This is a genomic window from Winogradskya humida (genome assembly GCF_016862215.1).
Classification (GTDB): Bacteria; Actinomycetota; Actinomycetes; order Mycobacteriales; family Micromonosporaceae; genus Actinoplanes; species Actinoplanes humidus.
The window spans coordinates 1-13,166 of sequence record NZ_BOMN01000145.1 but is presented as its reverse complement, the minus strand read 5'-3'; the positions used below and the strand labels follow the sequence as shown (position 1 = coordinate 13,166).

The 13,166-nt window shown below is 68.8% G+C and carries 14 protein-coding genes; 6 read left to right on the top strand and 8 right to left on the bottom strand.

Features of this window, described 5'->3' with window-relative positions:
• Positions 1-22: 22 nt before the first annotated feature.
• On the bottom strand, positions 23-772 hold the full coding sequence (locus Ahu01nite_RS47750) for a hypothetical protein (RefSeq protein WP_203843430.1): 750 nt from the start codon (positions 770-772) through the stop codon (positions 23-25).
• A gap of 190 nt (positions 773-962) precedes the next feature.
• On the opposite strand from Ahu01nite_RS47750, the gene Ahu01nite_RS47745 reads away from it, so the two are divergent.
• Positions 963-1,667, top strand: a complete 705-nt coding sequence (locus tag Ahu01nite_RS47745; protein ID WP_203843411.1) for a Crp/Fnr family transcriptional regulator — start codon at positions 963-965, stop codon at positions 1,665-1,667.
• A 40-nt stretch (positions 1,668-1,707) separates the two neighbouring features.
• Here the strand turns inward: Ahu01nite_RS47745 and yjfF are convergent, their stop codons facing one another.
• From yjfF to Ahu01nite_RS47725, 4 genes are read right to left on the bottom strand one after another with little or no spacing between them, the layout of a single operon-like run.
• Positions 1,708-2,718 carry a galactofuranose ABC transporter, permease protein YjfF gene (yjfF, locus tag Ahu01nite_RS47740; protein ID WP_203843410.1) on the bottom strand — a complete coding sequence of 337 codons (1,011 nt, stop codon included), beginning with the start codon at positions 2,716-2,718 and terminating at the stop codon, positions 1,708-1,710.
• Positions 2,715-3,725 carry an ABC transporter permease gene (locus Ahu01nite_RS47735; RefSeq protein WP_203843409.1) on the bottom strand — a complete coding sequence of 337 codons (1,011 nt, stop codon included), beginning with the start codon at positions 3,723-3,725 and terminating at the stop codon, positions 2,715-2,717. The genes yjfF and Ahu01nite_RS47735 overlap by 4 nt, the downstream gene beginning before the upstream one ends.
• Positions 3,722-5,248, bottom strand: a complete 1,527-nt coding sequence (locus Ahu01nite_RS47730) for a sugar ABC transporter ATP-binding protein (protein ID WP_203843408.1) — start codon at positions 5,246-5,248, stop codon at positions 3,722-3,724. The genes Ahu01nite_RS47735 and Ahu01nite_RS47730 overlap by 4 nt, the downstream gene beginning before the upstream one ends.
• Before the next feature lie 11 nt (positions 5,249-5,259).
• Positions 5,260-6,204, bottom strand: a complete 945-nt coding sequence (locus Ahu01nite_RS47725) for an ABC transporter substrate-binding protein (protein WP_438874877.1) — start codon at positions 6,202-6,204, stop codon at positions 5,260-5,262.
• A 263-nt stretch (positions 6,205-6,467) separates the two neighbouring features.
• Here Ahu01nite_RS47725 and Ahu01nite_RS47720 point away from each other — a divergent pair, with 263 nt between their 5' ends.
• A complete protein-coding gene (locus tag Ahu01nite_RS47720) occupies positions 6,468-7,469 on the top strand; it encodes a LacI family DNA-binding transcriptional regulator (protein WP_203843428.1) in 1,002 nt (333 codons plus the stop codon).
• Positions 7,470-7,473: 4 nt separating this feature from the next.
• Here Ahu01nite_RS47720 and Ahu01nite_RS47715 read toward each other — a convergent pair whose 3' ends face one another.
• Complete coding sequence (locus Ahu01nite_RS47715) at positions 7,474-8,223, bottom strand: GNAT family N-acetyltransferase (RefSeq protein ID WP_203843407.1); 750 nt, start codon at positions 8,221-8,223, stop codon at positions 7,474-7,476.
• A gap of 110 nt (positions 8,224-8,333) precedes the next feature.
• On the opposite strand from Ahu01nite_RS47715, the gene Ahu01nite_RS47710 reads away from it, so the two are divergent.
• Positions 8,334-9,212: a helix-turn-helix transcriptional regulator gene (locus tag Ahu01nite_RS47710; RefSeq protein ID WP_203843406.1), complete on the top strand. Its 879-nt coding sequence runs from the start codon at positions 8,334-8,336 to the stop codon at positions 9,210-9,212.
• A gap of 131 nt (positions 9,213-9,343) precedes the next feature.
• Complete coding sequence (locus Ahu01nite_RS47705; RefSeq protein ID WP_275411848.1) at positions 9,344-9,727, top strand: alpha/beta fold hydrolase; 384 nt, start codon at positions 9,344-9,346, stop codon at positions 9,725-9,727.
• On the opposite strand, the gene Ahu01nite_RS47700 is transcribed toward Ahu01nite_RS47705, so the two are convergent.
• Both Ahu01nite_RS47700 and Ahu01nite_RS47695 read right to left on the bottom strand, forming a co-directional pair.
• The gene (locus Ahu01nite_RS47700) at positions 9,705-10,583 is read right to left on the bottom strand and encodes a hypothetical protein (protein ID WP_203843404.1); all 879 of its coding nucleotides are present in this window, start codon (positions 10,581-10,583) and stop codon (positions 9,705-9,707) included. The genes Ahu01nite_RS47705 and Ahu01nite_RS47700 overlap by 23 nt on opposite strands.
• Positions 10,576-11,082, bottom strand: a complete 507-nt coding sequence (locus Ahu01nite_RS47695) for an RNA polymerase sigma factor (protein ID WP_203843403.1) — start codon at positions 11,080-11,082, stop codon at positions 10,576-10,578. Before Ahu01nite_RS47695 ends, Ahu01nite_RS47700 begins: the two co-directional genes overlap by 8 nt.
• A 139-nt stretch (positions 11,083-11,221) precedes the next feature.
• Here Ahu01nite_RS47695 and Ahu01nite_RS47690 point away from each other — a divergent pair, with 139 nt between their 5' ends.
• Positions 11,222-12,457 (top strand): L,D-transpeptidase, encoded by a 1,236-nt coding sequence (locus tag Ahu01nite_RS47690; protein ID WP_239159732.1) that lies wholly within the window; start codon positions 11,222-11,224, stop codon positions 12,455-12,457.
• On the top strand, positions 12,458-13,135 hold the full coding sequence (locus Ahu01nite_RS47685) for a hypothetical protein (protein WP_203843401.1): 678 nt from the start codon (positions 12,458-12,460) through the stop codon (positions 13,133-13,135). It begins immediately after the preceding gene.
• Positions 13,136-13,166: the final 31 nt, after the last annotated feature.

Genomic DNA, 13,166 nt, shown 5'->3' with positions numbered 1-13,166 from the left:
GGCTGTAGCTCAGGGCCGCCCGTCATCGCCAGGACTCGCCGCGAAGGTCCATCGTGTTGTTGTTGCCGAACGACGCCGGCGCGTTGGTGTGGATGTTGTGGAAGACCTGCCCACCGGCGGGCGGCCCCGGCGGCGGCTCCCCGGGCCCGGCGAGAGGTCCAGCATCAGGACCGGCATCGTCCCCCGCCGCATTCTCGTTGGGGACATAGATCCAGGCCGTCTGCTTGAAGTTCTTCTCGGGCAGTTCGGCGACGACCTCCTGAAACTGATCGGAGCGCAGATCCTGATAGTGGAGAACGACATCCGCATACATCTGGTCGGAGATGATCAGTGCGACGTCGGCGCGGGGAAAACGACGCTTGAGCGCGTCCTTGAGCACCGGCGAGTCGATGAGCCGGCACACCGTGACAACCGCGTCGCCGGGGAACCCGTTCGCGCCGTCCAGATGCACGAGACCCTGGTGGACGGCCACCCGCAGCCTGATCCTGCCCTCCCGGCTCCGCCCGAGGTTGTACTGCCGCAGCAGCCGGTCGAGGGTCGGCGACAGGCTGCCCACCAGGGCACGCTCGCTCGCCTCGGGCGGCAGGATGGCCAATTCACCGTCGCCGGCCTGCTGCTGAAGCCAGCCGGGCCGTTCCACGCCCAGCTCGGCGGCGGCATCGTCCATGATGCGGCGGAAGTCCTGCTGCGCGCGGTACTGCAGCAGATTGTTGCGGCGGCTGTAGCTTTCCATGTCGACGGAGACGACAACGCGCCGTCGCGGATCACTGATTTCGGGCACCGGGTTGGCAGCCTTTCGGTGATGGAGTCGAAGGGGACCCGTCATCTCTACCGGACCGCCGCGCGCCGGATTTCATCCAAATATGAGTTCCCATCGGCCTCTGCCGATTGATATTGCAACCTGTAACCACGATGATACGGAGAGCTAGTATTCACCACGGTCGAAGCCAGGGGACTGCCCGTTGGAGGAACCACAGTGGATGGCAAGCACACTGCTCGGCCGGCTGGATCCGCCGGCCCGGGCGGCGCTGCTCAGCGCGGGTGTCCGCAGGCACCGCGCGACCGGTGACGTGCTGATACACGAGGGGCTGCTGGAATCCCATGTGATCGTCCTCATGGACGCGCTGGTCAAGGTGACCGCGACGCTTCCGAAGCACCGGCAGGCGCTGATGGCCATCCGGGTCTCGGGCGACATCGTCGGGGAGATGTCCGCCCTCAACGGCCGCCCCCGCTCGGCGACCGTGACGACGTGCCGGCCGTCGACGGTCCGGGTCATCGGGCGGGACAGCTTCCGGGCGTTCCTGCGGGCGCACTCCGACGCCGCCATCGAGGTGGCCGGGATCGTGGCCGACCGGTTGCGCTGGGCGAACCGGCAGCGCGCCGACTTCGCGTCCTATCCGGTGAAGATCCGGCTGGCCCGTGCGCTCTGGGAGATCGGTGTCCGGTACGGCCGCAGAACCCCGGACGGCATCGCCGTCGACCTCGACATCACCCAGCAGGAGCTGGCAACGCTGTGCGGCGCCGCGGACATCACGGTCCACAAAGCGTTGCGGGAGCTGCGGGAGAAGAACCTTATCGGGACCCACTACCGCAGCCTGGTCATCCGTGATGCCGAGGCGCTGAAGGTGGTCGCGCGGCTCGACGAGCGGTGGACCGGCGAGCCCTGACGTCCAGGGCGGGCCCGCCGGTCCCGCGATCGCCGTCCGGTCAGCGGGATCTTCGGGTTACCGCGCGCTGCAGGACGATGAAGGCGAAGAGCAGGACACCCACGACGATGCGGGTCCACCAGGAGCTGAGGGTGCCCTGGAACGTGATGATGGTCTGGATCAGGCCCAGGACCAGCACGCCGAGCACCGTACCGAAAAGATAGCCGGACCCACCCGTGAGCAGGACCCCGCCGATGACCACCGCGGCGATGGCGTCGAGCTCCATGCCCTGGGCGTTGAGGCTGTAGCCGGAGCTCATGTAGAAGCTGTAGAGGACGCCGCCGAGGGCGGAGCAGAAGCCGCTCAGGGTGTAGACCGCGATCCGGGTACGCCCGACCGGCAGCCCCATCAGCAACGCCGAGTCCGCGCTGCCGCCGATGGCGTACACCGTGCGGCCGAAGCGGGTGTAGGCCAGCACGTACGCGCCGATCAGCACCACGACCAGGGAGATCACCACGCTCGTGGAGATGAAGACGCCCGGGCCGAAGCGGATGCGTTCCTCGGCCATCGCGGTCCAGAAGCCGTCGGTGATCGGGATGGAGTTGCGGTTGATGAGCAGGGCGATGCCGCGGGCCAGGAACATGCCGGCGAGCGTGGCGATGAACGGTTCCACCTGGAAGAAGTGGATCACCGCGCCCATGCCCAGCCCGAGGACGGTGCCCATGAGCAGGACCAGGGGCAGCACGACGGCCGCGGACCAGCCCGCGTGGAGCAGGGTCGCGGCGACGGTGGTCGTCAGGGCGACGACCGCGCCCACGGACAGGTCGATGCCGCCGGTGAGGATCACGAACGTCATGCCCGCGGCGACGACGAGCAGGAACGCGTTGTCGACGAAGATGTTCAGGACGACCTGGGTGTCGGAGAAGCCGCGGTAGTTCGCGACGCCCACGGCGTACATGATGATTAAGAGCGCGAGTGTCGCGAGGACCGGGACGTGCCGGCGGTTTTGCTTGAGGACCCGGTTGCGGGCCTTGGCCGGTGGCGTGCCGGGTGGCGCGGTGACGTCGATCATGCGGAGGCTCCCACTCGCGAGGGACGGCGCAGCACCTTGGCCCGGAAGGCGGCGGACTGGACGAGGCAGAGGACGATGACGACGATCGCCTTGAACAACAGGGTGGTCTCGACCGGGATGCCGATGCTGACGGTCGTGACATTCAGGGTCTCGATGAGTACGGCGCCGAGCACCGTGCCTGCGAGGGAGAACCGGCCGCCGGTGAGTCTCGTGCCGCCGATCACGACGGCGAGGATGGCGTCCAGCTCGATCAGGTTGCCGGCCGCGTTGCTGTCCGCGCTGGAGACGTTGGAGCTGTAGATCAGCCCGGCGATACCCGCGCAGATCGCGGAGAAGACGTAGACCATGATCGTGAGGCGGCGGGCCTGGATGCCGGCGAGACGGCTCGCGGTGGGACTGCCGCCGACCGCTTCGATCAGCAATCCCAGCGCGGTACGCCGGGTGAGCACCACCGCGATCGCGACCATCCCGGCGGCGATGAGCACCGACACGGGCAGCGCGATGGTGTATCCGGCGCCGATCACCTTGTACGGCGCGGACGTCACGTTGAGGATCTGCCCGTCGGTGATCAGCTGGGCGATGCCGCGCCCGGCCACCATCAGGATCAGCGTCGCGATGATCGGCTGGATCCCGATGGACGCGACCAGGGTGCCGTTCCAGATGCCGAGCACCAGGGAGAGCACGATCCCGGCCGCGCAGGCCAGCAGCACGCCGATGACGCTGTTCTGGTTGTCGAGGTCGCCGATCAGCAGGCAGGCCAGGGCGCCGGAGATCGCCATCACCGAGCCGACGGAGAGGTCGATGCCGCCGGTCGCGATGACCAGGGTCATGCCGATGCCCACCAGGATCAGCGGGGCGCTGCGGCGCAGGATGTCGATGATCGAGCCGTACAGATGGCCGTCGTGCACGGTGATGCTGAAGAAGCCCGACGAGAAGAAGATGTTGCTCGCCAGCAGCGCCACCAGGATGGCGGCGGGCCAGAAGAGCCGATGCCGGACGAAATTCATGAGGCCACCCCGCCCGCGATGGTGCGCATGACCCGGTCAGCGTCGACGTCGTCGGTGTTGTCGAGCTCCTCGACGAGCCGCCGGTCGCGGAGGACCTCGATCTTGTGGCTCAGCCGCAGGACCTCGTCGAGCTCGGCGCTGACGAACAGCACCGCGGTGCCGCCGTCGGCGAGCTCGGCGACGATGCGCTGGATCTCCGCCTTGGCGCCGACGTCGATGCCGCGGGTGGGTTCGTCGATGATCAGCAACCGGGGCTCGGTGATCAGCCAGCGGGCCAGCAGGACCTTCTGCTGGTTGCCGCCGCTGAGGTTGCGCACCGGCATGTCGGGGTCGGCGGGGCGGATGTTCAGCGCCTTGACGTACTTGTCGACCAGCTCGTCCTGACGCCGCCGGGCGATCGGCCGGGTCCAGCCCCGCGCCGCCTGCAGCGCCAGGATGATGTTCTCGCGCACGCTCAGCTCCGCGACCACGCCCTCGGTGCGGCGGTTCTCGGAGGAGAAGCCGATCCCGTGCGCCATGGCCGTGCGCGGGCTGCGCAGGACCAGCGGCTTGCCGTCGATCTCCAGGTGACCGGTATCGGCACGGTCCGCACCGAAGAACAACCGCGCCATTTCAGTACGCCCGGAGCCCAGCAATCCCGCGAGCCCGACCACCTCCCCCGCATGGATCTCCATGTCGAACGGGGCGATCCCGCCGGCCCGCCCGAGTCCCACGGCCTTCGCGATGAGCGGGCCGCGTTCGAGTTCCCGGGCGGAGCTGCGGGGCTGGCTCTCGAGCTCCTCGAGCGCTTCCAGGTCCTTGCCGATCATGCGCGCGACGAGCTGCATCTGTGGGAGGTCCGCGGTGCGGTACTCACCGATGAGCCGCCCGTTGCGCAGCACGGTCATCCGGTCGGCCACCTCGTAGACCTGGTCGAGGAAGTGCGACACGAACAGGATCGCGACGCCCGCGTCCTTGAGCCGGCGCATCACCGCGAACAGCTGCGCCACCTCGGAGGCGTCGAGGCTGGACGTCGGCTCGTCGAGGATCAGCACCTTGGCGTCGATGTCGATGGCCCTCGCGATCGCGACCATCTGCTGAATGGCCAGCGAGTACGTGCTGAGCGGCGCCGACACGTCGAGGGTCAGGTCGAGCCTGGCCAGCAGCTCGACGGCCCGGCGCCGCATCTCGGCCCAGCGGATGCGGCCGAGACTGCGGGGTTCGCGGCCGATGAAGATGTTCTCGGCGACCGACAGGTTGGTGCAGAGGTTGACCTCCTGGTACACCGTGCTGATCCCGGCCTGCTGGGCCTGCAGCGGGCTGCCGAACAGCACCGAGGTGTCCCCGAGCCGGATCTCGCCGCCGTCGGTGCCGTACACACCGGTCAGCACCTTGATCAGCGTCGATTTGCCGGCGCCGTTCTCGCCCATCAGGGCGTGCACCTCGCCCGGCAGGAGCCGGAAGTCGACGTCGTCCAGGGCGGTGACGCCCGGGAAGACCTTCCGGATGCCGGTCATCTCGAGGACCGGTGGCCGCGAACCCATGTGCGAGCCTCTCAGTACTTGCGCTCGGCCAGGACTGCCTTGGCCTGCTCGGGGGTGAAGGTGGTCTCCTCGGTCAGCACGCGCTGCGGCACGGTCTCGCCGGCCTTGACCTTCTTGGCGAGATCCATCAGCTGCGGGCCGAGCAGCGGGCTGCACTCCACGATGTAGTTGATCTTGCCTTCGGAGAGCGCCGTCATGCCGTCCTTCACGGCGTCCACCGTGATGATCTTGATGTCGGTGCCGGGCTTCTTGCCGGCCGCCTCGATCGCCTCGATCGCGCCGAGACCCATGTCGTCGTTGTGCGCGTAGAGCACGTCGATCTTGGGCTGGGCCTTGAGGAACGTCTCCATGACCTGCTTGCCGTCGGTCCGGGTGAACTGCCCCGTCTGCGATGCGACGACCTTGAACTTGGGATCCGCCTTGATCACGTCGGCGAATCCGGCCTTGCGGTCGTTGGCGGGTGCCGCTCCGGGCGTACCCTGAAGCTCCACGATGTTGACCGGATCGGTCTTGCCCTCGTAGTCCTTGACCAGCCATTCGCCGGCCTTCTTGCCCTCGAGCACGAAGTCCGAGCCGATGAACGTCTTGTAGAGCGACGTGTCCTGCGAGTCCACCGCGCGGTCGGTGAGGATGACCGGGATGTTCGCGTCCTTGGCCTCCTTGAGCACGGTGTCCCAGCCGGACTCCACCACCGGTGAGAACGCGATCACGTCGACCCGCTGGGTGATGAAGTTGCGGATCGCCTTGATCTGGTTCTCCTGCTTGCCCTGCGCGTCGGAGAACTTGAGCTCGACACCCGCGGACGCGGCCGACTCCTGGATCGACTTGGTGTTCGCCGTGCGCCAGCCGCTCTCGGCACCGACCTGGGAGAACCCGAGGACCAGCTTGCCGTCACCGCCACCGCTACCGCTGTCGCCGTCGTCACCACCACACCCGCTGAGGGTCGCGGTGATCAATAATCCACTCAGTACGGCGGCGGTCCATCTCTTCGACACCACAACACACTCCTGGGGGCTGTTAGCGTTCACAATTGAGATTGATCGATACGGCAGTCGATACTCGCCCTGCCGGGGAGGGACGACGGGAGGCCAATGTGGCCTGAACCACATTGATTTCGGAAGTGTTACCGTTCTCAACCGCAGCGTCAAGAGTCGATTTCTGTCCGTGATGAACGACAGGGGGTCGGGTGCCACTCCAGAAGGCTCCACGGGGCACGGTGATGCGCGACGTGGCCAAACTGGCCGGGGTCTCGCACCAGACGGTGTCCAGAGTGCTCAATGAGCACCCCAACGTCCGTCCCGAGACCCGGCTGCGGGTCCTGGAAGCCATGCGATCACTCAACTACCGGCGCAACCTGGCCGCCCGCACGCTGGTCACCCGCCGCTCGAACACGCTCGGCATCATCGGCTTCGAGACCACGCTGTTCGGCCCGGCGTCGATGCTCTACGGCATCGAGAGCGCCGCCCGGGAAGCGGGCTACCTGGTCAGCATCGCCACCGTCCGCAACCTGGAACGCGCCGACGTGCTCAGCGCCGTCGACCGCCTCGCCCAGCACGCGGTCGACGGCATCATCGCGATCGCGCCGAAGACCGCGGTCACCAGCGCACTGATGCAGGCACCGACCGACCTGTTCTGCGTGGCCGTCGGCGGCGCGGGAGACTCCGAGTCGGTCCCCACCGTCCGCATGGACAACGCCGAGGGTGCGTGCCTGGCCACCCAGCACCTGCTCGATCTCGGCCACGCCACCGTGCACCACGCGGCCGGCCCCGGCGACTGGCCCGAGGCCCACGAACGCACCGAGGGCTGGCGGCGCACACTTTACGCGGCGGGCGCCGTCGTGCCACCCGTGCATCCACAATGGTGGGACGCGGCCTCCGGCTACGAGCAGGGCCGCGCCATGGCCGCCGACCCGGCCGTCACCGCGATCTTCTGCGCCAACGACCGGATCGCGCTCGGCGTCCTGCGCGCCCTGCACGAGGCGGGCCGCAAGGTCCCCGAGGAGGTCAGCGTCGTCGGCTTCGACGACATGCCGGACTCGGGCTTCTTCCTGCCCCCGCTCACCACGGTCAGCCAGAACTTCGGCGAACTGGGCCGGCGCAGCCTCGCGCTCCTGCTGGAGCACATGAACCGCCCCAGCGACGCCGAAACGGTCGACCACGTCATCGTGCCGCCCACCCTGGTACACCGGGCCAGCACGGCACCGCCACCCCCGCCCCGGTAGCCGCTCAGGTCAGGTACGTCCAGGTCTCGGCGACGCGGAACCCCATCGACTCGTACAGCGGGAGGGCCATCTCGGTCGAGGTCAGGAAGACACCCGTGTACGGCACCGAGCGCAGGATGTGCTCGGTGACAGCCCGCGCGTAGCCGTGGCGGCGGTGCGCGGGCGGGGTGGCGATGTTGAAAACCCCGAGCCACTCCCCCGCCAGCACACCGAACCCTGTCGCGACCGGATCGCCAGGCGTCCCGGCCAGGTACGCGGTGGCCCCCGGCGCGTCCAGCTCGGGCCCGCGCATGAAGCTGCCGAACAGCTCCGCGGGCACCTCGAACCCGGCCGCGACCGCCGCCTGGTACTCCACGCCCTGCGCGCTGGTCACCGCCCGGACCGGCACCCGCTGCCCGTCCGGCGGCCCGAGGCGCAGATCCCCGGCCGCGCAGGTCATGAACGTCGTCGCCGAACGGGTGGTCCTGCCGTGCCGGGCGCCGATCTCCAGCAGTTCCGGGGAGGGCTCACCGCGCATGTGCAGGCACCAGGGCACTGCCAGCTCGGCAGCGGCCACTGCGGCGAGCTCGGCCACCTCGCCGAGATCCGGGTACGGCGATTCTGGAGTGAACACGCCGTTGACCGTTGCGAGCGGCGCGCCGCCGACCAGTAGCCGGGTGCCGTTCGCCGCCCGCCGCGACGAGCCACCGGCCGTGTCCGCCGCCAGCAGATCCATGGTGTCGAACCACGCGTTCACCGCAGCATCCGTACTCATGGTGATCATTGTCCCCGCCCGGCCGTACCCCCGCCCGGTGACCGCCGGGTAGGAAAGTCAGTACCACTTTTGAGGCCACGGCGCGGCGGGCGGCGGGGCAGACTTGGGGTGTGGACCACAATGCCGAGCTCAAGCAGTTCCTGCGGTCACGGCGGGCGAAGCTGCGGCCCGAGGACGCCGGGTTGCCGCAGCAGCCGGGACGCCGGGTGCCCGGGCTGCGCCGCGAGGAGCTCGCCGCTCTCGCGGGGGTGAGCGTGGACTACTACGTGCGGCTGGAGCAGGGGCGCAACCTGAACCCGTCCGAGGCTGTCGTCGACGCGATCGCGCGGGCACTGCGCCTCGACGACGCCGAGCGGGACCACCTGTTCGACCTGTCCCGGGCCAGGCGGGGGCGACGGCCGGCCGCAATGCGGGCACAGCAGGTCCCGCCGACGGTGTTCCGGCTGCTGGAGAGTCTCGACGCGGCGGCGACCCCGGCGTTCGTGGTGGGCCGGCGGATGGACTATCTCGCGGTCAACCGGATGGCGCGAGCACTGATCTGCGACTTCAACGCGCTGCCCGCGCAGGACCGCAACAACGTACGGTTCATGTTCCTCGACCCGTACGCCCGGGAGCTCTACCCCGACTGGGCCTCGGTCGCCTCGGAAACGGTCGCGGTCCTGCGCAGCTACGCGGGCCGCCACCCCGACGATCCCGCACTGACCGCGCTGGTCGGCGAGCTGTCGGTGAAGTGCGACGACTTCAGGCGGCGGTGGGCCGACCACGAGGTGCATGTGCGCACGTCGGGCAGCAAGCGCTACCGGCATCCGGTGGTCGGCACACTGACGATCGACTACCAAGCGCTGCAGTTGCCGGAAGACGCCGAGCAGACCCTGTTCGTCTACACAGCGTCACCCGGCTCCGAATCCGCCGAGGCGCTGCGGTTGCTGGCCAGCTGGACAGACATGACCCAGCCGGCTTCCGCGCCGCTGAGGGAGAACGCCCCCTGACCACGGGCCGCTTTCGGCGTGGGCCGGCTGTGCCGGGTGCGCATGGCGTCGCGTTTGGCTCGGTTGCCGCAGGCCGTGTGCGTCCCGCAGCAGTTCGTCGCTGACCGGGAGCGGTTCGGTCGTGAGCCCGGCTGCCGTCAGCCGATCGGCGAGATCCGACGGGCGGAGCAGGTGCTCTCGCGGACAGCGTCACCGCGGCTGGAGATCTGGCCAGGCTCATGACGCTGCTCGGCCACGACCGTTTCCGGGCAGTCGGCCACGACGTCGGCATGATGCTGGCGTACGCCCTCGCGGCCGACCATCCGTCCCGGGTCACGGAGCTTGTCCTCGCCGAGGCCGCGCTGCCCGGAATCTCGGATGCGCCCAGTGCCATCCCCGCCGTCAACCGTGCGGTCGAGGCCACCTGGCGGGCGGCGTTCCGCGGCGCCGGTGTCGCCGCGGTCCGGTGGTGGAGCCGAACGTCGGGGTCCACCACCGGATCTGAGCCGCTGCCTAGAAGCCGGTCGGGGCCGTGATGGTGATGGGCTGGCCGAAGTCGTAGAACTCGGTCAGGGTGCGGCGGTCGGTCTGGTCGACGGCGATGCGGCGGATCAGGTTGCCGGAGGTCCAGACGTCGAGGGAGAGGATGTCCTCGGCGTGCTCCACCTCGAACCAGGCGGTCTCCACCGGCGGGAGGGCTGCCAGGGCCGCGCGGGACTTCGCCGTGAGCTGCACGTGGTAGTGGGTGGCCTCGGCTCCGCGTACCTCATCGGTGCCCTTGTCCTTGACGTCGGCGTCGTTGAGGGCGGCTCGGACGACGTCGGCGGCTGAGTCGGCGAAGGGGGCGAGGCGCTCTTCCGGCTGCATTTCCTGCTTCGACTTGTCGCCGTCGGAGTTCGATTCGTAGCCGATGTTGCCGACGATGGTGGTGGTGATCGTACCTATGTCGTCCTGGGTGATGATCTTCATGTCGGGACCGCTGGCCTCGATGGTGGAGTGGGTGGAGCCGCCGGTCTTGACGTCGTCCTGGGTGGTGCCGCGCAGGGTGACCACGGTCTCGGTCTTGTCGGCGGCGGTCAGGACGGCCGCCGACGCGGAGGTGGTGTTGCCGCCGAGGACGACCATCGTGGCCACCACCGACGCTGCCACGCCCGTCCCGGCCGCAGCCCAGGTCATCCAGCGGCGCGAGCCCCCGGAGCGGAATCGCTGCCGGCGGAGGAGCGCGGGCCGGCGAGCCGGTTCCCAGGGCCCGGAGTCGACCGGGCGCCACGGAGCAGGAGAAGCCGACGGACGAGGGCGGATCGCCTCGTAGCGCGCCGAGCCCGGCGCCGGCGGCTCGTCGTGCAGGGTGGGGTCGAGGGAGCGCAGGAAGTCGAGGTCGGTGTCAGGCATGTTCGTCCTCTCGCGGGCGGGCTGTGTCGAGGTGCTGGTCGAGGCGGCGGCGGGCCTTGTGCAGGCGGGACGAGATCGTGGCCGCGGAGGTGTCCAGCAGCGTGGCGATCTCCGTCACGGCCAGGCGGTCCCAGGCCCGGAGCAACAGCAGTTCACGGTCGTCCGGGGTCAGCGCGGCCAGGGCCTGCCACAGGCCGGCGGCGGCCGGGTCGGGGGGGTCGAGGGCCACCGGCGGCGGATCCTCGGTGGCGATCTTCAGGTGCAGCCGGCCACGGCGGCGGGATTCGCGTTGCTGGTTGGCCAGGACGTTGCGGGCCACCCCGAACAGCCACAACCGGGCGCCCTCAGCCGGGATGTCGTCCCGGCGGCGCCAGGCCACGGCGAAGGTCTCGGCGGTGATGTCGTCGGCGTCCTCGCCTGATTCGGTACGTCTGCGTGCGAAGCGCCACAAGTCAGCGAACTGTGCGGTGTAGAAGTCGCTGAAGCTGTCCTCGTCCATGCCACCTCCGGAGGGTCGAAGTGTTCCACTCGCCCTCCACATGTCCGGTGCCCAGGAAATCTTGCCGCCGGCATCCGCGCAATCTGTGCAACGCAACAGCCGCGGCAGACGTCTTCAGTACGTGAATCCCGATCGGAAAGTGCTGCGACGCACCGTCATCATCGGCGGACTCGGCGCGACTGCTGGCCTCACCGTCGCCGGCTGCTCCACACCGACACACGCGAGCAGCGGCACAAAGACGGGTGAAAGCCCAGTAGGAGGCACCTGGCAGTCACCCTCCGCGACGCCCATCAGCCTGACCGTGACCCCGAAGGCGGGCAGCACCAAGGCCTCACCGGCCGAACCGGTCACCGTCTCCGTCGCGGGCGGCAAGCTGGCGTCGGTCAAGGTCGTCTCGGGGAGGAAGACTGTCAGCGGCGCGGTGCAGTCCGACGGGGTGACCTGGCGTTCGACCGGCGCCCTGGCCTATGGCAAGACCTACAAGGTGACGGCCTCCGTGTTGGACAGCCTGGGCGCGCAGATCGAGAAGACGTCGACTTTCACCACCATCAAACCGGCCCACACCGCGGGCACAACCTTCCAGGCCAATGCGATGAGTACGCTCACAGCAGGCGGAACGTACGGCATGGGCCAGCCGGTCATCGTGGCATTCAGCCGTAACGTCACCGACAAGGCAGCGGCGGAGAAGGCGATCACCGTCGAAACCTCGCCGGCGGTCGAGGGCAAGTTCTACTGGGTCACCAAGTCGATCGTGCACTGGCGCCCCGCGAAATACTGGACGAAGGGCACCACGATCAAGGTGTCCGTCAACACGTTCGGGGTGAACCTCGGCAACGGCGTCTACGGCTCGACGGACGCGAAGACCCACTTCACCATCGGCCGTACCCTGCTCGCGGTCAGCGACAACAGCACCCACCACACCAAGGTCTACATCGACGGCAAACTCGTGCGAACCATGGCCTGCAGCAACGGCAAGGGCGGCTACACCACGGGCGCGGACGGCCAGCAGCTCCACTTCTGGACCCACGAGGGCCCGCACGTGGTTCTCTCGAAGGAGCGGACGCACAGCATGAGCTCGGCGAGTTACGGGCTCACCGATCCGGCCAACCCGAACTACTACGCCCCCGAGATCGTCAAACTCTGCACCCGGATCAGCTACTCCGGCGAATTCCTGCACGCCGCCCCGTGGAACGGTTCGCTGGGCAAGGCCAACCTCTCCCACGGCTGCATCAACCTCAGCACCGCCGACGCCCAATGGGTCTACGACAACTTCCTGGTCGGCGACGTCGTCGACGTCCGCCACACCCCGAAACCCCTCCCGATCGGCGACGGCCTCGGCGACTGGACGGTCTCCTACGACAAGTACGGTGCGTAGGTGGGCTACGACTGGCACATCACCCGGGCGTTCGTCTCGTACGAGAGTCACTGGTTCCCGATCCTCGGCACCGAGGTGGACGCCCTGGTGGACGCCGAGCCCGACCTGCTCATCCCAGCCGGCACACCGAAGCGCCCGGACTACTGCTACGTCAGCTGGACAGCCGAGGCCGCCGACAGCGACGACTACCTGATCTTCCAAGACGGCCGCCTCTCCCGAAAGAACCCCCGCCCGGCCTTCCTGCGCCGCATGGCCGCCATCGCCGCCCACCTCGACGCCTGGCTCATCGGCGACAACTCCGAGGTGTACGCCGAACCCAACGCCTGGCAACGCGGCCCCAAAGCCTTCGCCACCCGCCACTTCATCACCCGCGGCCCCTGGCGCACCGGCGAAAGCAACCCCCCACCGATCCACGCCGACGAGTGGGCCGCGCTAGTGAACACCCAGCCAGACTTCGAGTGGACCACCCAGATCGAGGCCGTCCTACCCTCCGGCGTCCGAACGATCCCCTGCCCACCGGTCGCCACCTGGACCGCCCACCCCACCACGGTCCCGTTCTTCATGGACGACGACGCCATCCAGGTCCGCAACGCCGACCCACCGACAATCGCCCGCATGAAAGCCCTCGCCATCCCCCTCAAAGCCCACGTCCTCGACGACGACGCCCAACCCGCCTGACGCCGCCAATCCCCCGCAGACTCCAGCAGTC